Here is a 24,638-nt window from a genome sequence, read left to right on the forward strand (position 1 = left end):
TTTAGGTTTTCGATAGTAATTTTTCGAGTGCTTCGATATGATCTCTGAACGCTTTTTTTCCAATTGCTGTTGCGATGTAGCGTGTGTTTGGTTTTTTCCCAATAAATTGTTTTTCAATCATAATATAATTTTCAGACTCTAAGGCTTTGGTATGACTGGCCAAATTGCCATCCGTAACGCCTAGAAGTTCTTTCAACATATTGAAATCGGCACTTTCGTTGACCATCAATACCGACATGATCCCAAGACGAATCCTGTGATCAAAAGCTTTGTTGATATTTTGGATGAGGCTTTTCAAAATTAGTTTCTATCGTATTTAAAATACATCAAACTTCCGTATATGATATGACAAACACCAAATCCAAGCGCCCAAAACACTAATCCAAAACCCAAAAACCAAGTGGAAAGTAATCCTAAAATGATCATTGAAATCCCTAAATAACGCACGTCGCCAAGGGTATATTTACTAGCATTTACACAAGCTAATCCGTAAAATAACAAACTTAACGGAGCAACCAATCCCAGCATTTCTTTTTCTATTAAAAATAGTATAAAAAAACCGCCAGAAACCAACGGAATCATAAAATTAATGACCAATCGTTTTGAAGCAGCATTCCAAATAGTATCGTTACTTTTTCGTGCTTTTCGAATGCTTAAAAGGATACCGGTTAGAATAGAGAACACTAAAACTGCCGTCGCTATGATCAATAATCGTACTACTGCATCCCAAGAAATTACCAAATTTTTATAACTTCCAAGACTAGAATTGTCAAAATAAATCGTTCTGTACGCAAACCACGCACCAATCAGTGCGTATATTCCGGCCAGTATTCCAGACAGTCCACTCAAGGATATAAATCGAGAGGATTTGTCCATGATGTTTCTAATTTCTGAAATGTCTTTAAGGTATTTTTCGTTTTCCATTTTAAAGTACTTTGAACGGCAAAGTAAAATAATAATAATGTTGTAACCAAATGTTTTTTGATTTATTTTTGAAAAAAAATCCAAATGAAAAAAGTCGCTTTAATTTGTTTCCTTTTCACTTCCTATGTTTATTCGCAAGGCAACGACCAGCAAATGCTGAAGGATATTTATACGTATTCATTGACCAATTCCAAATGTTATTCTTGGCTGGACGATTTGTCTAATAAAATTGGATCGCGATTATCGGGTTCGGCTGGAGCAGAAAAAGCTGTGATTTATACCAAACAACAATTGGAAACACTTGGTTTGGATAAAGTCTATCTTCAGGAAGTTATGGTTCCGAAGTGGGTGCGAGGCGAAAAAGAAACAGCCTATATTTTGGACCAAAAAACTAAAGTAACAGTACCAATTTGTGCGCTTGGTGGTTCGGTTGCTACTGCTAAAAGTGGATTGACTGCAGAAGTTGTTGAAGTAAACGGAATCAAAGAATTACAAGCGCTTGGAGCCGAAAAAATAAAAGGGAAAATTGTTTTTTATAATCGTCCAATGGAGCCTTTCAATATTGAAACCTTTACCTCTTATGGGCATTGCGTTGATCAACGGTATACTGGCGCAAAAGAAGCGGCTAAGTTAGGAGCTGTTGCTACTATTGTCCGTTCTATGAATTTGCGTTTAGACGATTTTCCACACACTGGCGCACAAAGTTATGGTGATTTACCAAAATCAGAATACATTCCGACCGCAGCTATTAGCACAAATGGCGCCGAATTGTTAAGTCAAAAACTAAAAGAAAACAGCAAGTTAAAATTCTACTTAAAACTTTCGTGTCAATCTTTTGACGATGTATTGTCGTATAATGTAATAGGCGAAATTACAGGTTCTGAACATCCTGAAAAAATTATGATTGTTGGCGGACACCTTGATTCTTGGGATTTGGCAGATGGTTCTCAAGATGATGGCGCCGGCGTAGTACAAAGTATGGAAGTTTTAGAATTATTCAAAAAGCTAAACTACAAACCCAAAAACACCATTAGAGCAGTCTTGTTTATGAACGAAGAAAATGGAGGAAAAGGCGGAAAAAAGTACGAAGAGGTAGCCAAATTAAATAAAGAAAATCACATTTTTGCTCTTGAAAGTGATTCAGGAGGATTTTCTCCAAGAGGATTTTCGTTCGAATGCGATGACTATAATTTTGAAAAAGTACGAAGTTGGAATTATTTATTTGAGCCTTATTTGCTACACAGTTTTGTAAAAGATCATACCGGTTCTGATATCAGTCCGTTAACGTCATCTAAATTAGTGAAGGCTGGATTAAAACCCGACTCACAGCGTTATTTCGATTATCACCATGCTGCCAATGATACTTTTGATGCAGTTAATAAGCGTGAACTTGAACTTGGCGCAGCGGCAATGGCGTCGTTGGTTTATTTGTTTGATAAGTACGGAATTGACTAGAATATTGAATTCATAAAAAAAGTCCCAATTCAAAGAATTGGGACTTTTTTTATTTCTAATAGTATTAAATCCTAAAAATTCCTCCAAAAGCAACTATTCGTTGTAAAAATAAAAAGTGCTGTGAAGCTCTATCCGATGGACTATCTGTGGTTCTAATATCATTCATATTGATGTAACCTCCTTTTAATTCCGTCTGAACGAAGAAGTATTTTAAGAATGTAATGTTCAACCCCACTTTAGCAGAAACTCCAAATCCAGAAACATGGAAATCATCGTGTCTGTCTTTTCCAAGAAGTTTAGCATTCGTTTTTGGATATAAAAATCCAGCACCAACACCTTCTAAAATATTAATTTGAATTTTATCGGTATTGCCAATTTTAAAAAGCTTAGAAATATCATCTACGCGACCAATTTCAGTATTGATATAATTTAATCCATCCGTATGTTCGAAGGTTAAGAAACTTCCATCGCTCAAATCTACGGTGTTGTTTCCTGAAGGTAAATAAACTCCGGCATGATCTGGATAAGAATCTCCCACTACGCCACCAATTGTAGCTATTTGATTCTGATTCATAACATATTTCATGTGATCAAGACCAAGAGAAACCGTATAGTGGTCGTTAATAAAATAACCAATTCTAAAGTTAGTCTGAGGAATTGTCATTCGTGACGGATTGACGTAATCAATATTCCAACCTTTTGGTTTATCACTTGCTTGAACATCATACAAAGTAAAATCGTAATCTGGACCTTGGAAATGAATGTCTGATTTTGAAAAGCTTTCGCGATTTCCACCCCAATAAATAAACATTTTCCCTTTATTATGTGCCGTATATTTTTCTGGTGAAGCGGTTTCCTGAGCTGAAATAGTTTGTGTTAAAGTACAAACGGTAAGGAACGAGAATAAAAATAGTTGTTTCAACGTCTTAAATTAAAATTGATTAATTGTTTTTCTGATAGCTACCAAACGCGTCATTAAACCTTCAAAATAGTCTAAGTGTAACATGTTCGCACCGTCACTTTTCGCATTAGCAGGATCAAAATGAGTTTCGATAAAAATACCATCAACGCCCACCACAATTCCGGCTTTCGCAATCGTTTCTATCATATCAGGTCTTCCTCCGGTTACGCCTGCCGTTTGGTTGGGTTGTTGTAACGAATGCGTAACATCCAAAACAGTAGTTGCATATTGTTGCATGGTTGGAATTCCGCGGAAATCAACAATCATATCTTGATAACCAAACATGGTTCCTCTGTCGGTAACCATGACATTTTTATTATTGCAATCCAAAACTTTTTGTACGGCGTGTTTCATGCTTTCCGGACTCATAAATTGTCCTTTTTTCAAATTAACCACTTTTCCAGTATTGGCTGCAGCCACAACTAGATCGGTTTGACGTACTAAAAATGCTGGAATCTGCAAAACATCAACATATTCTGCTGCCATTGCCGCATCTTCATTCGTATGAATGTCGGTAACAGTTGGAATATGAAACGTTTCAGAAACTTTACGAAGAATCTTTAATGCTTTTTCATCTCCAATTCCAGAAAAACTATCGATTCTAGAACGATTGGCTTTTTTGAAAGAACCTTTAAAAACGTATGGGATTTGTAATTTGTCGGTAACAGTAACTAATTTTTCAGCAATTCTCATTGCCATTTCTTCACTTTCAATAGCGCAAGGCCCAGCAAGTAAGAAGAAATTTCCACTATCAGTGTTCTTGATTTGTGGAATAGAATGAATATTCATAAGTGTGTTTTTTTATGGGTGCAAAGATAGTATTAAATTAACTGTTTTTTTTAAAGAAAACGTTAACTTATTTTTTTATTGAAAGTCCAACAGGAACAAGTAAATAGCCTCGTTCATAAATATTTAGATAGATTTTTAGGGGTTTGGATTGCCCGTTCCAGGTAAGTTCGTAAATGTCTAAAAATCCGGCACCGATGGCTACTCTTTTGGTTGGAAACGGACAACAGCTTTCAATTTTGGTATACGTGATTTTTTCTCCATTGGGTCCTGCCAAAGCATTTAAAAATCGTTTGGCATTTAGATTTTCATCATTAGCATCTTTAAAAAAGACATTTACAGGATAATCAGGATCAAAACCAAATTTTTTATCTTTACTATATTCTGTAATCACAAAAGTAGATTCATTCAGAAGCATTGGGACTGGAGCAGAATCATCTACATTCTTTAAAGTAGATTTGGTACTAACGCAAGAGGCAAAAAGAGAAATCAGTAAAATAAATGAGCAGAATTTGATACTATTTTTCATGATTAAATAAGTTTTTTTCTTTTTAGCAATAATCGTGCTATTATTCTTTTTTGTTTCTAATAAATACGGAAACAAGTGCTCCTGTAACAAAACCGTAAGACAAATTGCTTAGCGTTGTTTGTATAATATACGATTTTAGATTAAAAACTTCTTGTACTGTTTTTAAGGACATCCCGTGTTTTACTTTATAGGCTATTATAGTATCAAAAAAAGTAGGTGAAATACTTTTATAAATAACGAGTTGCGTAATAGGGTTCAGCACAGCAATTATTAGCGAAATGACGGCGCCACAAATGAAACCTTGCTGCCAAGTAATTGAATTATGGTAGAAGTATTTTTTCTTTTCAGCTAGTGCCAAATAAAAAAACAAAAAGGCCGGAAAAACAAAAAGAAGACTGCACAAACCATAATTCTCAATGTGAACGTCATGCAATCCGATTGCTTTTTCACCGATAGACCAAGCTAAAGTTAATAATGTAAAGCGCAACGCCCATTTAATTTCTATAGAATACTTTTTCATTTTGAATTTGAATTTGAGTCCAAAAATACTTCATTTAGATAAATATTATATTGCTATTTTTGCAAAAAATAATAATTAATGGAATTTATAACACACACTTGGCATTGGTCAGTTTCTGGTTTTCTTATTGCGTTAGTAATGCTTATTCTAAATTATTTTGGTAAAGTTTTTGGGATGTCTTCCAATTTACGAGCTTTATGTTCCATGACTGGAGTTGGTAAGAAAGTTTCCTTTTTTGATTGGGATTGGAAAGCACAACGCTGGAATTTAGCAGTAGTTTTTGGAGCAATGCTTGGCGGATATGTAGCCGTACATTTTTTGAGCGATGCTTCGAATGTGGCTATTAATCCGAAGACTATTGAGCAATTAGCTACTATGGGAATTGATGCTCCAAACGGAAAGCTTGTACCCGATGCATTGTTTGGAAACCAAATATTTGAATCTCCCAAAATGATTGCGATACTTCTTATTGGTGGATTGCTAATTGGTTTTGGTTCCCGATATGCTGGCGGATGTACTTCTGGGCACGCGATTGCGGGAATGAGTAATCTGCAGTTACCTTCATTAAAAGCGGTTATTGGCTTTTTTGTGGGCGGCTTGATCATGGCGCATTTAATTTTACCTTTGTTATTCTAAACTATGAATTATTTAAAATATATACTTGTAGGTTTCTTTTTCGGAATTGTATTGACCAAAGCAGAAGCAGTTTCGTGGTATCGAATTTATGAAATGTTCCAATTTCAGTCGTTTCACATGTACGGAATCATAATGACTGCAATTTTTGTAGGCGTTGTTGGGATCCAAATTATAAAAAGAAATACCTTAAAAGACAGTGAAGGCAATCTGCTGACGATTCAAGATAAGGAAAAAGGAAGTGCTCGTTATTGGATTGGCGGTGTTCTTTTTGGATTAGGTTGGGCGATGGTTGGTGCTTGTCCTGGACCCATATTTATTCTGCTTGGTGCCGGATTTATGAGTGTTGGAATTATATTAATCGGCGCTTTAATCGGAACTTTTCTTTATGGAGTTTTGAAAGATAAGTTGCCGCATTAGGAGGGAGAAGTTAGAAATTAGATTTCAGAAATTAGAAATTAGAAATTAGGTTTCAGAAGTTCTTGGTGAAAGGGAAACGTTCTCTTTAGCCCCGATGGGAGCGAGCTACCTTGTAGCGTGGACAGCGGGACGACTGGTTCTTAGTATTGATGTAGTTGTGCTTCTGAAAATAAATCTATTCTTTTTGATTTAAATCTAAGATGCCTTTGGTGATGCAAAACTGCGCAATTAAATAGGTAATCATAATCGAATAGGAGGCGGATTCAATGGGTGAATAAAACTTGTCAAGTGCCAAAATACTATCAGAAATTACAAAAAATAGTGCTCCAATAAATACTAAATACTTCGCATTGTTTTTCCAATTGACAGCGCCTTTTAAAGCGATAATCAGCATAATCGAAATGGTAAAGGCATAAATGCTAACGGGGATTTTCAAGTCGCCTAGTGTTGGAAGTAACAACGAAAGCATGCTAACCAAATACCCAATTACTGCCATAAAACCAAGCCAGAATGCCCCATTTTTAAAGTGTTTGTTTTCTGATTTTTGTTTGGTGAATAGTATAATAAACAATAGATGAGCGATGAGGAATGACACCAATCCAAAGATGAAATACAATTCGCCTTTATCGGCAAATAATAAAATGCAGTCGCCAATCCAAGAGAAGAATAAGGCCGAAAGCAGCCATTTTTTGGTTTCATATGATTCGCTTTTTACAACAGCATAAAATAAAAACGGAAGTAGCAATGGTTTTAAATACCAAGTTAGCGTAGTGTTTTCGGTCAGTAATAGTATTGCATAAAGTAGTCCAAAAGCAATGAAAACTTGAAGTGATTTTTGGCTAATTGTCATACGTAAGTATATTTTTTTCAATTTTGAATTCGACAAAAACAAAGTACGAACTCATCACTAGCGATAAACTAAAATAGGCAATAAGAATCAAATTAGAATAGGGTATAAGCGCTGACATTCCGAACCAATCGCCATAGAAATAGAGGATTCCGAGCGCGAAAAGAAACCGCAATCCTTCCCAAAAAACAGAGAATTTGCTTGTGTCCATGAGTTCGGTGTAACTGTAAACGGTAAGAAAAATAAATAATCCGACGACAAAAATATTCGGTAAACCAATGGTTCCAATATTTCCGAAAAGATAACTAATCAGCCCGAGTGTACTAAATAATTGGAATACCGACCAATATTTCAAAAGTTCGGAATGTTGATTTCCGTATTTTTCGAAGCTATAAACATTGCGAATTTTGTTTACTGGATGTTTTTCATCAAAACCTTCCGGACGCCAGCCTGTTGGTTTGAACCAAATAGTAAGTTTATCTTTCCAGTTTTCTGCGTGGTAGGCATCTTTGGTTAAAAGTCCTAAATGTTGGAAATTAATTCGGATTGGATTCCAAGTCTGAGCCGGACGCGTGATTCCGAAAACGGGCGGAACCGAATCTAATTCTTCCTGAAAAGTGCCGAACCATTTGTCCCAAAGAATAAAAATTTGTCCGTGATTCTTGTCCATATATTCTGGATTGATGGCATGGTGTACTCTGTGATGCGAAGGCGTAACCATAAATTTTTCAAGAAAACCTAGTTTGCCAATGTATCGGGTATGATACCAAAATTGTAAAAATAAATGTATCGGAAGCAAAATAGCAATCACGGTTGATGGAATTCCCAATAGCGCCGCGGGTAATAATAGAAAAGTAAACAAACTCACAAAACTTGAAATCGGTTGGCGCAAAGCACAGGCCAAATTAAACTCTTCACTACTGTGATGAATGGCGTGTTTGTTCCAAAAGAAATTGATTTGGTGAGCCCATCGGTGTCCCCAATACCCATAAAAATCGATTGCGATAAATGCGATTACGAAGGTCAAAACGGTGGCTTTAATATGAAAAAGTGCTACGTGATTGACCATATATTCATAAGTAAGAATGCTTATGCTCAAACCTAGTGCATCTTTCACGGCATTGGTCATTCCGGAACTGATGCTTGAAACACTATCCATAATTGGCGAATGATCGATCCCTTTGAAATAGCCATACGTTCTTTCGATAAAAATCAGCAAAAGGAAAAAGGGCATCGCAATGAGTAATATCTTTCCGTATTGGTCCATAACGTTGAATTTGTCTTTCAAATATAAGAAATTTTAGAGCTTTGTAAGGTTTTAGATTGAAATTGATGTCAAATTTTTCTTGTTCCTGTAGCTCTATTTTGAAGCAAATAGTTTCCCTTATTTGTATCATCATGTAAAGTTTTGTACTAAGATTAGAAACATGCGAATGTTGCAAGCAACCTTTTTTATTGTATAACGGTAAGGTACAGTTTAGAGTCACCTTTACCAAGTAATAACGACAACGTTATTATTTAAAAAATAAGAAAGATGAAAACAAACCTACTTTATCAAATGTTCAGTATTATTCTAGTACTATCAGGAATGCAATCAAATGCTCAGGCACCGGTTTTAGGAACGGCAACAGATTTTGTGATTTTCTCTAGAGATGGAGCGGTGACTTCTAACGTTACGAACAGTTTAATGACGCACCTTACGGGGAATGTGGGAACGAACACTTCTGGTGCTACGTCAACTGGATTTGGGAATGTTAATGGTGTTATGCATGATGATGATAGCGCCAGTCACATAGCTGCTGTTGATGTATTATTTTTATACAATCAATTACATGCTTTAATTCCAAATTATTTTCCGTCCTCATTATTAGGAAATGGAGCAACATTAACTGCAGGAACCTATTTTATCAATAGTAACACAAGTTTAAATGGAGCGCTAGTACTTGACGCACAAAATAATCCAAATGCACTTTTTGTTTTTCAAATCCAAGGTGCTTTTTCTACAAGCGCATTGTCTCAGGTTACTTTGACTAACGGCGCCAAAGCCTGCAATGTTTTCTGGAAAGTAGAAGGTTTGGTGGATATGTCCAGCGGAACCAAAATGAAAGGTACGGTCGTTGCCAATAATGCGGCTATCCTTATGGGAATTAATTCTACACTTGACGGAAGACTACTTTCAACTACAGGTGCCATTACTGTAAATGGTATTGTTGCCAAATTACCCCTAGGTTGCGCAAGACCAGCATTAACCGGACCGATTGCACCTAATTTAGGTTCAACAATTTGTTACGCGCTATTTTCGAGTAACCAAAATGTTATCAATGATGGTGTTACTTTTGTTACTGGCGATGTAGGGACCAATGTGGGCTTGACTACCGGATTTAATGCACTAAATGTTACGGGAACTATTCATTCAAATCCCGATACTTCTACGGATCAATGTGCTACAGATTTACAAGCAGTTTACAGTTATTTAAATACACTCCCAACAGATATTGAATTATTGTATCCTGCCCAATTTGGGAATGACTTACTGTTGACACCACATGCTTATCTATTAAATACCGCTACGGTATTAACCAATAATTTATATCTTGATGCTGAAGGAAATGCTAATGCTGTATTTACAATCAATATTTATGGTGCGTTTTCAACAAGTACTTATGCTAAAGTTATCCTTTTAAATGGTGCTCAAGCTCAAAACGTATACTGGAAAGTTGACGGAGCTGTAGCTATCAATGATTTTTCTGAATTTACTGGAACATTAGTGGCCAATAATGCAGCTATAAATGTAGCGACGGGTTCTACTATTACAGGAAGAATGCTTACTACCAATGGCGCATTAACTACCTTTGACACCACGGTTACTATGCCGGTAGGCTGCACTTCATTAGCTATTGGCGAAAATCAAACTGCTACTACTGTTGCGGTACTATATCCAAATCCATTTAAGGATAGCTTTGAAATCAAGCTTACAGAATTTAATACTTCAGGTGAATTCTATTTGTTTACTACTTTAGGTGAATTGGTTTACAAACAGACTATTAATGAAACAGCAACTAATATTAAAACAAATCTAGCTTCCGGAATGTATTTTTATAAATTGGTTAGCAGTACCGGATTAATACAAACAGGAAAGCTTTTGTCCAAATAACATAAAAGAGTTTAAAAAAATCCCGATTAGTTTTGCTAGTCGGGATTTTTACTTTTTTCCTATTATCATTTTCCATTATTCTAATTTCTACTCGAGCTGTTGTCTTGACGGACCATATCTGAACTGATGCTCAAAACACTATTGTAATTGGCGATGAAAATCAGCAAAAGGAAAAAGGGCATCGCAATGAGTACTAACTTTCCGTATTGGTCTATAACGTTGAATTTGTCTTTCAAATATAACAAATTCTACAGTATTCAATTGTAGCATTGATTATTATTGAAGATTAATTTGATGCGTTTTTATTTTGAGTTTTTTTAAAAAAATACAGTTGAACGGATTTTAGTAGCACTTTACATAATTACTATTCTCATTTTATTATTATTTGGAATTAATTTTTAGTTTTATACGCGACAAATAAACTATTAGCCTTTTTCAAAATAATATAAGCCAATTTTCTCTCAAGATGAATCTCAAAAAATACCTGCTTTTAATAACAATAGTTTTCGGAACTCAGCTATACAGTCAAAGTTCTTGTCCAAATTCCGATTTCGAATCAGGAACACTTAGCGGATGGCAAGGTCAAACTGGATATTGTTGTCCAATTGTTACTACTCCTTCTGGAATAGTTAATGGACGACATACAATAATGAGTGGAACGGGAACCGATCCCAATACTTGCGATGTTGTAACTGTGGTTGCTCCTGGGGGGCTTTATTCTGCTAGAGTGGGTAACAGTCAGTCAGGATCTGAATCGGAAACACTATCGTACACGATAACCGTAACACCTTCATCATCATTGTTTATTTACAAATATGCTGTAGTACTAGAGGATCCGGGACATGATGCAAGTGACCAACCTAGATTTCAGGTCAGAGTTTTGAATGCCTCAGGACAATTAATTGATCCAACATGCGGACAATATGTGGTTGTAGCGGCAGATGGTTTAGCAGGATTTCAAAGTTGTCAGCCACCAAGTGGAGGAGATGTAGTACGATATAGAGATTGGACAACTGTTGGATTGAATCTAAGTTCTTTTGTTGGACAAACTCTTTCCATCGAATTTGAAACAGGCGACTGTGGTCCTGGGGCTCATTTTGGATATGCTTATGTTGATGCTTATTGTTCTCCGTTGAGTATTGGTGCGACGTACTGTTCAGGTTCATTTGCGGCCGAACTTACAGCACCAATCGGTTTTACTTATTTATGGAATACGGGGGCTACAACCCAAACAATCTTGATCAATAGCCCAACTGCTGGTTTGAACTATTCTTGTACTTTGACTTCCGTTACCGGATGCACCGTAGTTATTTCAACCATTTTGCAACTAGAAGATCCTACCGCCGATTTTATAATGACTAATACTTGTTTTAACAACGCTATTTTTGAGGACACCACTGTTTTAAGCAATGCCTCTTTATTAGATAGTTACCTATGGGATTTTGGAGACGGAACAACTTCAACAGATCAAAATCCAAGTCATTCTTTTCCTGGTACCGGAACTTATACTGTTAAGTTTACCACTTTTAATGCTTTTGGATGTACGACCACCGCTACAAAAACTATAACAGTATTTAGCGCTCCAACAGCTCAAATTACTTACGGTCAAACCAATTTTTGTACTTCAGATACTATGTTGGCAAGTATCCAATTAACAGGAACCGATGCCTACACAGGCGGAACCTATAGTGTAGATGTTCCTGGATTAAGTTTTACTACTTCTACAGGGGAATTTACACCAAGTACAAGTACACCAGGAACATATATAGTCACATATACAATTCCAACAACAGTTAATGGTTGTACGGTGCCTCCCGTTTTTACAACTATAACACTATTTCAAGCGCCAATAGCAACACTAAATTATAGTGCAACTTCTTATTGTAATTTAATCAATTGGTCGCAAAGTCCGAACTTATCTGGAATCGGAATCATAACTGGCGGAACTTATGCTGCTTCCCCTAGTGGTTTATCTATTGATCCAACTTCTGGAGCGATTACTCCAAGTACGAGTTCAGGTGGAAATTATACTGTTACGTATACTATTCCAGCAAGTGGCTGTAGTTCTGCAGCTGCTACCACTACTGTCAGTATTATAATAGCGCCCACAGCAGTAGTGCGTTATGCCACACCTTTTTGTAATTCGGTTACAACGGTGCAAGCAGTTTCTTTGACAGGAACCGGAATTTTTAATGTGGGTTCATACAGTGCATTTCCATCAGGCTTACAGCTTAATTCAGTAACTGGTGAAATTACGCCATCCTTATCCACTCCGGGAAATTATACTGTTGAATATTTTATTCCAGCAGCTGGCGGTTGTACAGCAGTTACGGTAAACACACTTGTTGCAATAACACTATTGCCTACAGCAGCCATCAGTTATTCTGGACCGTATTGTTTGTCTATTACAACTCCTGAACCCGTTATCCTTACTGGAACTGCGGCTTACACTGGTGGAATTTTTACTGCGCCTTCAGGTGTCACCATTAACAGTACTTCAGGTGGAATCACACCAAGTACTAGTGCTGCGGGAACCCATCAAATTGTTTATGCCATTCCGGCTACTTTAGGTTGTACGCCAGCATCAGTAAACACAACTGTTACGTTACTTCCGTTACCGGAACCTGTTTTGTCTAACTTTTCTATTTGTGAAGATCCAAGAGGAAATGTTTTCAGGCCGGCGCTATTGAATACAGGTTTGAGTAACTTACTTTATAGTTGCCAATGGTTTTTTAACGGCGTGCCAATTCCGGTGGTAACCTCTAATCAATATACGGCTTCGACTGCAGGGAATTATTCTGTTTTGGTTACTAATCTGGCAACAGCTTGTGTTTCTCCTGCAGCAACTTCAACTGTAAGTACAGCAATAACTGTAGAAGATTTTATAACCTATGTAACCAATACTTTTACAGATAATAATACGCTAACCGTTTTGGTTAATGGCGGAACTGGACCTTATCTTTTTAGTATTGATGGCTCGGCTTTTCAGGTGTCTAATGTTTTCACACAGCTAGAACCAGGTATTCATATTGTGAAAATAACGGATGTAAATCAATGTACGGATGTAACTAAACGCGTTATGGTTTTGGGTTTTCCTAATTATTTTACGCCAAATGGTGATGGGAATAATGATTTCTGGAATATCTATTATTTTGATGCACAGCCTAATGCCCGAATTTATATTTACGACCGATACGGAAAGATGTTAAAACAACTAAGTCCGCAAAGTCCAGGTTGGGACGGAACGTATAACGGTAAAGTTATGCCGTCAACCGATTACTGGTTTTTAGTAGAGTTTAAAGATTATAATGAAGAAGGAGTATTGGAATGGATGACATTCAAGTCGCATTTCGCTATGTTACGCTAAATTTTGTAATAGCTTTCCATTCGTTTAATTTCTCCTCAAAACTTTTCCCCGCATTTGCAGGACTCGTTGATGGAAGTATAATCAGTTCATAATCCTGAGTAAGTCGAACGTGCTTCTTGAAGTAAGCAGCAGCTTTCTGTCCATTAAAAGCAATAAGTTTAATATTCGGATGTTCGTTTAGAAAATGCGTAAAATCATTTGGAATTTCTTTCATGATGGCGCTGTCCAAACTTCCTTGTCGCTCACATGCTTGTAAAACATCCCAAACAGCAATATTGTTTTGCATAAGAAGTTCTTTTTTCTGACGGTATTCTTCTGGAATTTCTTGATCAAATACTAAAGCTAGCAATTTCCAAAAATTATTCTGCGGATGTCCATAATACTCATTTAGCTCTAATGATTTTATTCCAGGCATTGTGCCAAGAAGTAAAATAGTCGCATCTGGATTTGATATTGAGGGAAAGGAATAGATTTTCATACAGTAAAAATAATTACAGTTCAAAATTCGGAATTTTAATCTTCATTTTTCGACTTAGAGTTGAATTTTAAGGTCACTACTTTTATGATGCAACTTCTTTTTAACAGAAAATACGCTGTTAAAGGTACTGTTACTTGAGAATTGCAGCAGTTTTTCAGCAGTTACTGAGGTTGTGTCTTTTTTTTGGACGTCTATTTCACACACTTACTTGGGCATTTACTTTTTCACCACTGCAGAGTTAATCATGTGTTTCACCTTAGTTGTTATAGTTCCACAATAAAAAAACACCTACATTGTTTTACTAGTATCTAGGAAGATCCATTTTTGAATTAGTACTAGTAAAGTAATCTTGTAGAACAAAGTTGCTGTTAGGCCATATATTTTTTTTAAACGTTTTACCAATAGTTTTATACAATTCAGTGCATTCGATAGTAGAATTTTATAAATACAAATCATATTCTTATAACAAACTTTTAAGTAATCTATCGCAAATTTGCATTAGTATTAAATGACCCTACCTTATGGAACTTCACAAACCCTTAACTATTATTATTGCTGACGATGACCAAGATGACATAGAACTGCTTCACTTTTCATTTAATCAAAATGATAAGTTCGAAATCGTTGGATGCTTTGATTCGGGAACTGAAGTCCTAGAGGAGATTATCACAAAAGGAAAGATTCCTGACATCTTAATTATTGATATGTATATGCCAATTTTGACAGGAACTGAAATAGTAAATAAATTGGTCGAAAGTGGCGTCGCACCAAATATGAATTCCTTTATTATATCTACTATAATTAATACTACAGAACAACAAAATTATATTGAAAACGCTTCAATTCACTTTGTAAAAAAGCCAGTAACATTAGTAGAAATTAATGATTTTCCAGGAATAGTTCTCGAATGTCTTAATCATGTTAATAACACCAAGGTATAAACACAAATCTCTAATGTAGACTAGTAACTCATCAAACTTCGAGTTGTTTTAGTTAGGAGAAATCACTAAATTAGTGAAGTTAAAAAAATATAAAAAATGAAGAAAATAGTAGTGATTGGTGGCGGCTTTGCAGGTTTAAATCTTGCCAAAAAACTAACCAATAATAAACATTATGATGTTACTGTTGTCGATATAAATAATTATCATTTCTTTCCGCCCTTGCTTTATCAGGTTTCTACAGCCTTTATTGAAGCTTCTAATATTAGTTATCCTTATCGGAAATTATTCCAAAAGCGAAAAAATATTCGGTTTTATATGGGTTCTTTACTAAAAGTAAACCCTGATTTGAAGACTATTGAATTGGATACAGGCGAATTAAATTATGATTATTTGGTCTTAGCAATGGGTACTGAAACTAATTTCTTCGGGAACCAAAATATAATTGATAATGCTCTGCCAATGAAAACCATTGACGATGCTTTAAAAATAAGAAACCACATTTTACTTTGTATGGAAAGGGCTGTTCGTGCCAAATCACTTTCAGAAAAAGTGCGATTAGCAAATATTGTAATTGCGGGCGGCGGACCAACTGGTGTAGAAATGGGTGGCATGTTGGCTGAAATGGCGCGTAATATTGGTAAAAAAGATTATCCGGAATCGGCTTCAAATGTTGGAAATATTTATCTAATCGATAATGGGGATACTTTGCTGGGTCCGATGAGTACAAAGGCGCAAACAGAAGCTTACAATGTACTGAATAAACTGGGGGTTAAAATTCAACTGAACACCATGGTTAAAGATTATGTCGATGGCGAAGTGTTGCTTTCTAGCGGCAAAAAAATCACTACCGCAACGGTTATTTGGGCAACAGGTGTTATTGGAAAAGAAGTTGTGGGTTTACCTGCTGAAACGATAACAAGAGGACGCCGTATTCTTGTTGATGAAATCAATCGAGTAACGGGTTTTGATGCTATTTTTTCTATTGGTGACCAATGTTTCCAGACTTCCGATAAAAATTATCCCACAGGTCATCCGCAATTGGCACAAGTTGCTTTGCAACAAGGCACATTATTAGCCGCAAACTTCAATAGAATCGCAGAAAATAATGCTACCGTTCCTTTCTCGTATTCCGACAAAGGAAGTATGGCAATAATCTCAAAATATAGAGCGGTTGTCGATTTGCCCAAAGTTTTCTTCAGCGGATTTTTCGCTTGGCTCGTTTGGTTGTTCATTCATATTCTTCCGCTTGTCGGTTTTGGAAACAAACTGAAATTGGCATTTAATTGGACGTGGAGTTTCTTTACCAATGACCCAACACTTCGTCTTATTATCAGAAGAGGAAAAAATGATTGATTCATCTGAAATTCAATATGCAACACAATGAATTCGAATTATAAAAAAAAGTGCCTGATTACTCAAGCACTTTTTTTATGAAATCAATTAAATTTTATTCGTCTTCTTTATTTTTTAATTTCATCAAAAGTGTATAAGCGCCTTTCGTTACAAATTGACTCTTTTTTAAAGTTTCATCGACTATAATTTCCACAAATCCGTTTTCGGCAGTCCCGATTTTTACTTCAGTCATTTGAAATTTATTTTTTTCATCCGCTACAAAAACATAGGTGTTTCCTTCAAAATTTACGACAGCATCTTCAGGCAACGTTAAAGCATCGTTACTTTTTACTTCTATAGTTGCATTCATATACATTCCGGGTAATAATGTTTTGTCATATGATTCAAAATGACAATGCACTTCTGCGGTATGTTCGTCTGCTGACAAATCTTTACTGATTAAAATGATTTCACATTCATGCTTATTCTCCGGTTGGTTGTTGGTGAACGCTATTACTTTTTGACCGATAGTCAGTTTGGTAACGTCTTTTTCAAATACTTTCAAATTCAGATGAATATCTGAAGGGTTGATTAATTCAAATAAGACATCTGCCGGATTCACATATTTCCCAATATTCACATCCACTTTAGATACAAAACCATTTATTGGCGAATAAATATTCACACTTTTAGAGATATTTTTTTCAGAAAGTGCATTGGGGTTGATATTAATTAATTTTAATTTTTCGCCCAATCCACTCAAAGTTATTCGCAACGTTTTATACTCTGATTCTGCAAGTTGGTAAACTTTATCACTGCTGGCTTGACTTTGATTCAACTCTTTTTGGCGTTCGTATTCTTTTTCAGCAAAAAACAGTTTTGATTTGGTAGTTAAATAATCTTGCTGCAACTGAATGTATTGTTGGTCTTCCATAGTCGCAATAACTTCGCCTTTGGAGATGTGCATTCCAGGTAAGAGTTTTGTCGACTTTAAATAACCGCCTAACGGCATGCTTACCGATACCATATTTTGTGGTGGAACATCAATCTGGCCATTAACTTGAAGTGTTGACGAAATACTTCGTTTTTCTAATGTGCCAATTTCGATTTTACTGTTGTTTAATTGTGCTGCGGTCAAAGTCACTAAAGTGTCAACTGTGGTTTCGGTTACTGGCTCCTCTTTTTTGCTGTTGCAATTTGTCAGCAAGAATAGCATTCCAAATAGTAGGATTATATTTTTCATAGTACGTTTATAATTTTGAAGTAAGATAATTGAGCTGAATAACAGCATCGTTTTGATTCATGATGGCATCGAGGTAATTACTTTTAATAGCAATACTTTGATTGATTAGCATTACCCAATCCAGATAGTTGATGTCGCCATTTAAAAACTGTCTGTTGGCTGTTGTGGTTATTATTTCTGAATTCGGAACGGCCGTTTTTTCAAAATAAGTCATTTTTTCAACGCTGTTTTTGTAATGTAAAAGTTCAGATTGATACTGCTTTTGAAGCATCATTTTTTCTTTCTGATACTCATTTTCCGCTAGTGATTCACCCGTTTTTGAAGCTTCAATTTTAGCTTTTTGCGAACCTCCAAATAGTGGTATTCCCAAACCAACTTGCCCCGACTGAAAACGAGTTGATTTGTCATAAAGTACATTATCTGCGCCCGTTCCCGTGATTGTCGTAGTATTGTATCCGAGCGTTATAATGGGCAATACTTTAGATTTTTCAAGTTTGGTAGCGGCTTTACTGACCATTTTTTGTTGTTCTAAAAACTTCAAATTTGGATGTTGCAGTATTAAAGTACTATCGATCGATTGATCTAAAACTAATTTTAAAATATCGTTTTTGGGTTCAATATCTGTTTCAGAATTTAATAATAATTGAAACTGACTTTTTACCAATTCTTTCTCTTGTACTAGTTGAATCAATTGCATTTTGATGTTGCCTCGTTGGGTTTCAGCTGTAGTCTTTTCCAAAATATTGCTTTCCCCTTTTTTGAATCGCAAGTCTGATTTTCTAACAAATTCACCAAAAATAGTATCACTCTTTAATAGTAATGTTTCTTTTTCTAGAAGATAAAGATAGGAGTAGAAGGTTTGCGTTACTTCTTTTTTCAACTCGCTTTCTTTCATAGTAACTGCGATATTGGCTTTTTTAGATTCTTCTGTATACAATTTCCGTTGTCTGCTGTACACGGTTGGAAAATCAAAAGCTTGTAAAATTCCCAATCGATTGTCATTGTAATAACTATTGATTTGACCAAAGTCGCCCACCAAGTTTGTAGTCGGAAGATTGGTTGCGGATTTAATTAACTTTTGTTGATACTCAGCTTTTAATCGTTCACTTTTTACTGAAGCATTATTTTTTATAGCTGTTTTCAAAGCTTCCTCCAAACCTATTTTTGTTTGCGCATTGGCTGAGCCAACCGATAACATAAACAAAATAATAATAGTATTTACGGTCTTTTGTGGAGCATTGAATCGTATCCCTTTGTCGAAAGTTATATATAAAATCGGCAACACAAATAGCGTTAAAAAAGTAGCAATCAGTAATCCGCCGATAACTACGGTAGCTAAAGGGCGTTGTACTTCAGCTCCTGCGCCATTGCTCAATGCCATTGGTAAAAAACCTAATGAAGCTACAAAAGCAGTCATCAAAACGGGACGTAAACGCACTTTGGTTCCCATTAAAACAATTCGGTTTAAATCGGTCATTCCTTCAGATTTTAATTGGTTAAATTCAGATATTAATACAATTCCGTTCAAAACGGCAACCCCAAATAAGGCAATAAATCCGATGCCCGCGCTGATACTAAAAGGCATTCCTCGCATAGCCAAAAAGAAGATACCTCCTATGGCAGATAATGGAATTGCCGAATAAATTAGCAAACTGTGTTTAACGGAGTTGAATGCGAAAAACAGTAATAGAAAAATCAGCAACAAGGAAACGGGAACCGCAATCATCAATCGATCTTTTGCTTTTTTCAAATTTTCAAATGCACCTCCGTAAGTTGTATAGTATCCTGTTGGTAGTTTAATTTGCTTATCTACTTTTTCTTGTAATTCGGTCACGATGCTTTGAACATCTCGGCCTTTAACATTAAATCCAACTACAATTCGTCTTTTAGCATCTTCCCGCTGAATCTGATTTGGGCCATTTTTGATACTAACGTTCGCTAATTGTGAAAGTGGAATTTGCGTGCCTTTTGGTGTCGGAACCAACAAGTTTTGAATATCATCGAGGTTTTTTCTTTGATTGTTATTTAGCCGAACAACTAACTCAAAACGTTTTTCCCCTTCAAAAACTTGACCCGTACTTTGACCTGCGAAGGCTGTATTTACTACTTTATTAATGTCGTCAATAGAGAGATTGTATTGTGCTATTATAGGCCGGTTGTATTCGATCACCACTTGCGGCATCCCAGTTACGGGTTCGACAAATAAATTTTGCGCGCCTTCTACTGTAGTGACAATTTTTCCCAGTTTAGCAGCGTAAACCGCTAATGTATCGAGGTTTTCTCCAAATATTTTACATACTACATCTTGACGCGCACCAGTCATTAATTCGTTAAAGCGCATCTGTACCGGATATTGAAAACCAGCGGTAATTCCGGGAACGTCTTCAAGCGCTTTACCCATTTTGTCTGCTAATTCGTTGAATGTTTTTGCTGAGGTCCATTCGGATTTGTTTTTTAGAATGACCATCATGTCACTGGCTTCCATTGGCATAGGATCGGTTGGAACTTCACCGCTACCAATTTTAGTCACGATTTTTTCAACTTCGGGAAATTGTGTTTTAAGAATATGTGCTGCTTTTTGAGTGCTTTCGATAGTAGTATTCAAATTACTTCCCGTTAAAACTCGAGTATCTACAGCAAAATCGCCTTCTTCAAGTGCTGGAATAAATTCACCTCCTAAAAACGAAAGTGTGATTATTGCAGTAATAAATAATGCAATGACACTGGCAATTACAACCTTTGGAAAGTTTAAAATAGATTCCAACCAATGTTGGTATTTCCGTTCTATTTTTTGCATAATCCTATCGGAAAGATTAGGCTTGTGCTTGATTTTTTTACTTAAAAATAAGGCACTCATCATTGGAATATAAGTCAATGATAAAATAAAAGCACCTAATAAAGCGAACGCTACCGTTTGTGCCATAGGCTTAAACATTTTACCTTCAATACCTTCCAATGTGAAAATCGGTAAATAGACAATAAGAATAATTATCTGTCCGAAGACCGCGCTGTTCATCATTTTGCTGGCCGAAGTTTGCACTTCGGAATCCATGTTTTTTTGAGACAGCTGCTGTACGTTTTTGAATTTTTTACTATGACTCAGTTGGTGCATGACGGCTTCCACTATGATCACCGCTCCGTCCACAATCAATCCAAAATCTAATGCACCTAAACTCATTAAGTTACCGCTAACACCAAAAGTATTCATCAAAATAATGGCAAAAAGCATCGCAAGCGGAATGACAGAAGCAACCAACAAACCCGCTCTTAAATTCCCTAGAAATAGCACCAAGACAAAAATTACAATTAGTGCGCCTTCTAGTAAATTCTTTTCTACAGTTCCGATGGCGTTGTTGACCATTTTAGTTCGGTCTAAGAAGGGTTCAATTATGACGCCTTTGGGTAATGTTTTTTGAATTTGAGCCACGCGTTCTTTGACGTTTTTAATCACATCACTACTGTTGGCTCCTTTTAACATCATGACTACCGCACCAGAAACTTCGCCCTGATCGTTATAGGTCATAGCGCCATAGCGTGTAGCATAACCAATTTTTACTTCGGCAACATCTCTAATGAATAATGGCGCTCCCGAAGTTTTAGTATTAATCGAGATGTTTTGAATGTCTTCAACAGAACCAATTAAACCTTCGCTTCTAATGAATAGGGAAGTAGCTCCTTTTTCGATATAAGAGCCTCCTGTATTTTGGTTATTTTTCTCTACGGAAGTAAAAACGTCTGCGATCGTTAACCCATAGGATTGTAATTTGTTGGGATTAACGGCGATTTCATATTGCTTGAGTTTTCCGCCAAAACTACTTACTTCGGCGACGCCTTTTACGCCCAAAAGTTGACGCCGTACAATCCAATCTTGAATCGTTCGCAATTCGGTTTCGTTGTATTTTTTTTCGTAGCCTTTCTCAGGACGAACTACATATTGGTAAATTTCGCCCAAACCTGTTGATACTGGTCCAAGTTCTGGAGTTCCGATGCCTTTAGGGATTTCGGTTTGTACTTTTTGCAGTCGTTCCGCTACTTGTTGTCGCGCCCAATAAATATCGGTTGCATCGTCGAAAACTATGGTTACGAGTGATAATCCGAAGCGGGAAAAACTTCGAATTTCTTTCATTCCAGAGATGTTACTATTGGCTTGCTCAATGGGGAAAGTAACTAACCGTTCGATATCGGTCGCACCAAAAGAAGGAGCAATTGTGATAACTTGAACCTGATTGTCTGTAATATCAGGGACAGCATCGATGGGTAGTTTGGTCGTCTCGTAAATTCCGTACGAAACTAATGCTACCATAAATAACCCAATAATGAGTTTATTATTTATAGAAAATGCAATGATTTTATTCAGCATAATTTAATTAAAATTAATAGTTATAAATACGTTTTAGCCTTCAATAAAAATCTATTGCGGCTTAACTTTAAACAAAAAAATAGTAACTAAATTGTGGTGGTTGCCAAATAGTGGAAAGGTAATTAGAGTACGAGGAAAACGAGTAGGTAAAACTTTGTGGTTTATACTCTTTAGGGAAAAAAGTAGCTGTAAAGTTATAATGTTGAACCGATGGATAGAATACAATATTGCATTGGCAATCAGTTCCGTGTGATTTAAAAGGCAATTTCATATCCTTACTAAAATCATCATCGTGTCGTTCCCCGTGCATATAATGAATACAAATAAATTTCCAAAAACCAATAGTTGGTTCGCTTTCTTGGTGTTCAGTATAGTGAGCTACCATAGTAGGTATTTTAAACAGTTCATTTACCTGTACTACAGTGAACAGATAAATGGACAGGAACATTATGGAAAAGTATTTCACCATGCACAACAAAGATATACGTTTTGATTTGTTTTTTAATAGTACTACCGTTGTTTAGAATTTAATTAGATAAGAAAATAAATTTCCTAATTTCTACTTTACGATCAAATAAGATGTAAACACTATTGTACCAACACTTTTCTAGATACATAAAATTTATTATCGAAAATAAATGTGACGATAACGGTTTGATTTGAAACGTTATCTATTTCGAAATTCATGCTATTAGGTCCTTGCTGAGTACTATTAATTTCGCCGTCGTCAATGATTTTTCCATCTGTTGAGGAGATAAAATAATCGATTGTGGTGGCGTACGGCAAATCGAATTCAATTCTTACTTTTCCATTATTTGTTGGATTTGGTGAAACTGTAAATGAAAATGGATTTTTACCATTAATTTCTTGAACGCCAAGCGGAATAGTTCTAGTCAGTTTTACTTCATAAATGACATTATCTGCCGAAGTTGTCGTTGTTTGATTGTTTGTAAATGGGTTTAAGGTTGCACTTTGAATTCCACCATAAATGTGCCCGATGACAAATTCATTTGCTATAATGTCATTTAATTTTATCACTTCGTTTGCATAATGCGGCAAGTTTGGGTTTGGAATAAATTCGGCTCCAGCTCCTTTCAAATTTGGCATTTCAATAGGTAATTGATACTCGGTTAACGAACCATCAGCAAAACGAGTAACCCGGCTTATTGTTTTTACAAAAGGGACGTTATTGTCTTGTACTAAGGTGGTTCCGTTGTAGTAATATTGACTAATACCTCCAAAAAATAGCGAGTGCATTCTATTTAATGTGCCGTCATATAAACCAACCATACCCGAATGATAATTACTTAAGTATTGATTAAAACCCGTTTGCGGAAAATAGCCATCTGCTTTAATATCAACTGGATATAAGAAAGGTAAATTTACATTTATTTGAAAGACTCCAGATGAAATAGTATATCCTTCTAAACCATCAGGAAATACCTGCGGTACTAAATTATAATCTCGTCGGTGTAAATGAACGGCATCAGTAATTGACTCATAACTACTAATACTCAATTGCGTCCCAGAATTATCAATTGTAAATTTTTTGATGCTATTTGTATAGGTTTGTACAAAAGTTGGGTTGTTCATTGGATTGTATCTTCCGTCAAAACGTTGTCCGCCTACCAAATAAAATGCAGCTCCAATCTTTCCTAAATGTCCACCAGTAACAGCTAAATCCTCATTGCGTATTTGTTTAAAATAAGATGAAATCGGGTTTCCAGCGATTATAGCATTAATTAAATTGGGAACATCAACTGAAGTTAATTTATTAAATGTGATATGATCATTGGCTGTTGCCGAAAAAGCATAACCACCTATTATATATAGGGTTTCACCATCTTGATGAAAATTCATATTGGTCGATTGCAGTTGTTCTTTTAAGCCAGTAGGTAATGAATTTACAGGTGCTGACCAAAATTGTTGTGTGTTTACGTCCACCACATAAATAGTGGTATTATTGTTGGCGTTCGGAAATGCATTAAAAGGTTGGCGTGCATGAACACCGTCTAAACGTCCTCCAATAATCAACCATTTGCCATTACTTTGCCCAAAAGCATAAGAATGAATGCCGGGGAGGTTTGGAATTGTTATCGGATTTAATTGTACTTGATAATCAAAAGTAGATTGGGAAAATATAAAGTTTGTTATAAATAGAACTACAACGTTTAAAATTAGTTTCATTTTATGTTTTTTAGATTAGAAGTATAATGTTGTGGTGTCTATTGTATCGCAGACACCACAACTAAATTATTTAATAATATTTTTTATTTTTTAGACGAACAACATCCGCCCTTCTTTTCAGATTTTAATTTGGAGTCACACGATTTTTTTTCTGCTGATTTAGTATCGGCACAACAACCGCCTTTTTTTTCGGCAGTGGAACAGGTTTTTTCTGTTTTGGCTTTCTTTTTCTTTTGAACTGGTTCTTGCTGTTGCGCATTTAAGCTTAAAGAGAATAGTATTGCTAGTGCAGTAATTGTAAGTGATTTTTTCATTTTTCTATTTTTAAAAAGTTACGTTATTATTTTCTAGTTCCTCCATGTCCGAACGCCACAACACTCAATATTTTTACATTCAAATACAAAAACATAAAGAATTGCAGAAACGGATTGTGCATTACAAATTTTTGGAAGCGGGTTATTTTTTTAGTCATGATGTTTGTTTTTTATTCTGGGATAATCC

General features: G+C 35.8%; 22 protein-coding genes. 7 read left to right on the plus strand and 15 right to left on the minus strand.

Annotation, left to right across the window (positions count from 1 at the left end; genetic code table 11):
* Position 1: 1 nt before the first annotated feature.
* Positions 2-298, minus strand: coding sequence for a transcriptional regulator (locus PSU83_RS08635; protein WP_300588905.1), 297 nt, complete (start codon positions 296-298; stop codon positions 2-4).
* A gap of 2 nt (positions 299-300) precedes the next feature.
* Complete coding sequence (locus PSU83_RS08640) at positions 301-924, minus strand: hypothetical protein (protein ID WP_300588907.1); 624 nt, start codon at positions 922-924, stop codon at positions 301-303.
* A gap of 84 nt (positions 925-1,008) precedes the next feature.
* Between PSU83_RS08640 and PSU83_RS08645 the strand changes: the two genes are divergently transcribed.
* On the plus strand, positions 1,009-2,379 hold the full coding sequence (locus PSU83_RS08645) for a M20/M25/M40 family metallo-hydrolase (protein ID WP_300588909.1): 1,371 nt from the start codon (positions 1,009-1,011) through the stop codon (positions 2,377-2,379).
* 64 nt (positions 2,380-2,443) lie between these two features.
* Here the strand turns inward: PSU83_RS08645 and PSU83_RS08650 are convergent, their stop codons facing one another.
* The 4 genes from PSU83_RS08650 to PSU83_RS08665 all read right to left on the minus strand — a co-directional run bounded on the left by PSU83_RS08650 (position 2,444) and on the right by PSU83_RS08665 (position 5,175).
* A complete protein-coding gene (locus tag PSU83_RS08650; RefSeq protein ID WP_300588911.1) occupies positions 2,444-3,301 on the minus strand; it encodes a hypothetical protein in 858 nt (285 codons plus the stop codon).
* Positions 3,302-3,310: 9 nt separating this feature from the next.
* Positions 3,311-4,129, minus strand: a complete 819-nt coding sequence (gene kdsA, locus PSU83_RS08655; protein WP_300588913.1) for a 3-deoxy-8-phosphooctulonate synthase — start codon at positions 4,127-4,129, stop codon at positions 3,311-3,313.
* 67 nt (positions 4,130-4,196) lie between these two features.
* Complete coding sequence (locus tag PSU83_RS08660; RefSeq protein WP_300588915.1) at positions 4,197-4,655, minus strand: 2-dehydro-3-deoxyphosphooctonate aldolase; 459 nt, start codon at positions 4,653-4,655, stop codon at positions 4,197-4,199.
* 40 nt (positions 4,656-4,695) lie between these two features.
* Entirely contained in the window at positions 4,696-5,175 is a 480-nt protein-coding gene (locus PSU83_RS08665; protein ID WP_300588917.1) for a DUF4199 domain-containing protein, read from the minus strand.
* Positions 5,176-5,253: 78 nt separating this feature from the next.
* Between PSU83_RS08665 and PSU83_RS08670 the strand changes: the two genes are divergently transcribed.
* Together PSU83_RS08670 and PSU83_RS08675 are read left to right on the plus strand one after the other, a co-directional pair.
* The gene (locus PSU83_RS08670) at positions 5,254-5,811 is read left to right on the plus strand and encodes a YeeE/YedE thiosulfate transporter family protein (protein ID WP_300588918.1); all 558 of its coding nucleotides are present in this window, start codon (positions 5,254-5,256) and stop codon (positions 5,809-5,811) included.
* 3 nt (positions 5,812-5,814) lie between these two features.
* Positions 5,815-6,228: a DUF6691 family protein gene (locus PSU83_RS08675; protein ID WP_300588920.1), complete on the plus strand. Its 414-nt coding sequence runs from the start codon at positions 5,815-5,817 to the stop codon at positions 6,226-6,228.
* A gap of 175 nt (positions 6,229-6,403) precedes the next feature.
* Here PSU83_RS08675 and PSU83_RS08680 read toward each other — a convergent pair whose 3' ends face one another.
* Together PSU83_RS08680 and PSU83_RS08685 are read right to left on the minus strand one after the other, a co-directional pair.
* The gene (locus PSU83_RS08680; RefSeq protein ID WP_300588922.1) at positions 6,404-7,078 is read right to left on the minus strand and encodes a lysoplasmalogenase; all 675 of its coding nucleotides are present in this window, start codon (positions 7,076-7,078) and stop codon (positions 6,404-6,406) included.
* A complete protein-coding gene (locus PSU83_RS08685) occupies positions 7,068-8,342 on the minus strand; it encodes a sterol desaturase family protein (protein ID WP_300589140.1) in 1,275 nt (424 codons plus the stop codon). The genes PSU83_RS08680 and PSU83_RS08685 overlap by 11 nt, the downstream gene beginning before the upstream one ends.
* Before the next feature lie 267 nt (positions 8,343-8,609).
* Here PSU83_RS08685 and PSU83_RS08690 point away from each other — a divergent pair, with 267 nt between their 5' ends.
* A complete protein-coding gene (locus PSU83_RS08690) occupies positions 8,610-10,229 on the plus strand; it encodes an ice-binding family protein (protein ID WP_300588925.1) in 1,620 nt (539 codons plus the stop codon).
* A 466-nt stretch (positions 10,230-10,695) separates the two neighbouring features.
* The gene (locus PSU83_RS08695) at positions 10,696-13,596 is read left to right on the plus strand and encodes a T9SS type B sorting domain-containing protein (RefSeq protein WP_300588927.1); all 2,901 of its coding nucleotides are present in this window, start codon (positions 10,696-10,698) and stop codon (positions 13,594-13,596) included.
* On the opposite strand, the gene PSU83_RS08700 is transcribed toward PSU83_RS08695, so the two are convergent.
* A complete protein-coding gene (locus tag PSU83_RS08700; RefSeq protein WP_300588929.1) occupies positions 13,583-14,074 on the minus strand; it encodes a DNA-deoxyinosine glycosylase in 492 nt (163 codons plus the stop codon). The genes PSU83_RS08695 and PSU83_RS08700 overlap by 14 nt on opposite strands.
* A gap of 521 nt (positions 14,075-14,595) precedes the next feature.
* Between PSU83_RS08700 and PSU83_RS08705 the strand changes: the two genes are divergently transcribed.
* Both PSU83_RS08705 and PSU83_RS08710 read left to right on the plus strand, forming a co-directional pair.
* Positions 14,596-15,015, plus strand: a complete 420-nt coding sequence (locus PSU83_RS08705) for a response regulator (RefSeq protein ID WP_300588931.1) — start codon at positions 14,596-14,598, stop codon at positions 15,013-15,015.
* Positions 15,016-15,111: 96 nt separating this feature from the next.
* On the plus strand, positions 15,112-16,368 hold the full coding sequence (locus PSU83_RS08710) for an NAD(P)/FAD-dependent oxidoreductase (protein ID WP_300588934.1): 1,257 nt from the start codon (positions 15,112-15,114) through the stop codon (positions 16,366-16,368).
* Between the two features lie 94 nt (positions 16,369-16,462).
* On the opposite strand, the gene PSU83_RS08715 is transcribed toward PSU83_RS08710, so the two are convergent.
* The 6 genes from PSU83_RS08715 to PSU83_RS08740 form a co-directional block, all read right to left on the minus strand.
* Positions 16,463-17,590: an efflux RND transporter periplasmic adaptor subunit gene (locus PSU83_RS08715; RefSeq protein ID WP_300588936.1), complete on the minus strand. Its 1,128-nt coding sequence runs from the start codon at positions 17,588-17,590 to the stop codon at positions 16,463-16,465.
* Between the two features lie 7 nt (positions 17,591-17,597).
* The gene (locus PSU83_RS08720; protein ID WP_300588938.1) at positions 17,598-21,950 is read right to left on the minus strand and encodes a CusA/CzcA family heavy metal efflux RND transporter; all 4,353 of its coding nucleotides are present in this window, start codon (positions 21,948-21,950) and stop codon (positions 17,598-17,600) included.
* Between the two features lie 67 nt (positions 21,951-22,017).
* Positions 22,018-22,335 carry a hypothetical protein gene (locus PSU83_RS08725; protein ID WP_300588940.1) on the minus strand — a complete coding sequence of 106 codons (318 nt, stop codon included), beginning with the start codon at positions 22,333-22,335 and terminating at the stop codon, positions 22,018-22,020.
* Between the two features lie 203 nt (positions 22,336-22,538).
* Positions 22,539-24,137 (minus strand): hypothetical protein, encoded by a 1,599-nt coding sequence (locus tag PSU83_RS08730; RefSeq protein ID WP_300588942.1) that lies wholly within the window; start codon positions 24,135-24,137, stop codon positions 22,539-22,541.
* An 83-nt stretch (positions 24,138-24,220) separates the two neighbouring features.
* Positions 24,221-24,451 (minus strand): hypothetical protein, encoded by a 231-nt coding sequence (locus PSU83_RS08735; protein WP_300588944.1) that lies wholly within the window; start codon positions 24,449-24,451, stop codon positions 24,221-24,223.
* A 26-nt stretch (positions 24,452-24,477) separates the two neighbouring features.
* A complete protein-coding gene (locus tag PSU83_RS08740; protein WP_300588945.1) occupies positions 24,478-24,609 on the minus strand; it encodes a hypothetical protein in 132 nt (43 codons plus the stop codon).
* Between the last annotated feature and the right edge of the window lie 29 nt (positions 24,610-24,638).

Origin of the sequence: Flavobacterium sp., from assembly GCF_029945805.1 — a bacterium.
Classification (GTDB): Bacteria; Bacteroidota; Bacteroidia; order Flavobacteriales; family Flavobacteriaceae; genus Flavobacterium.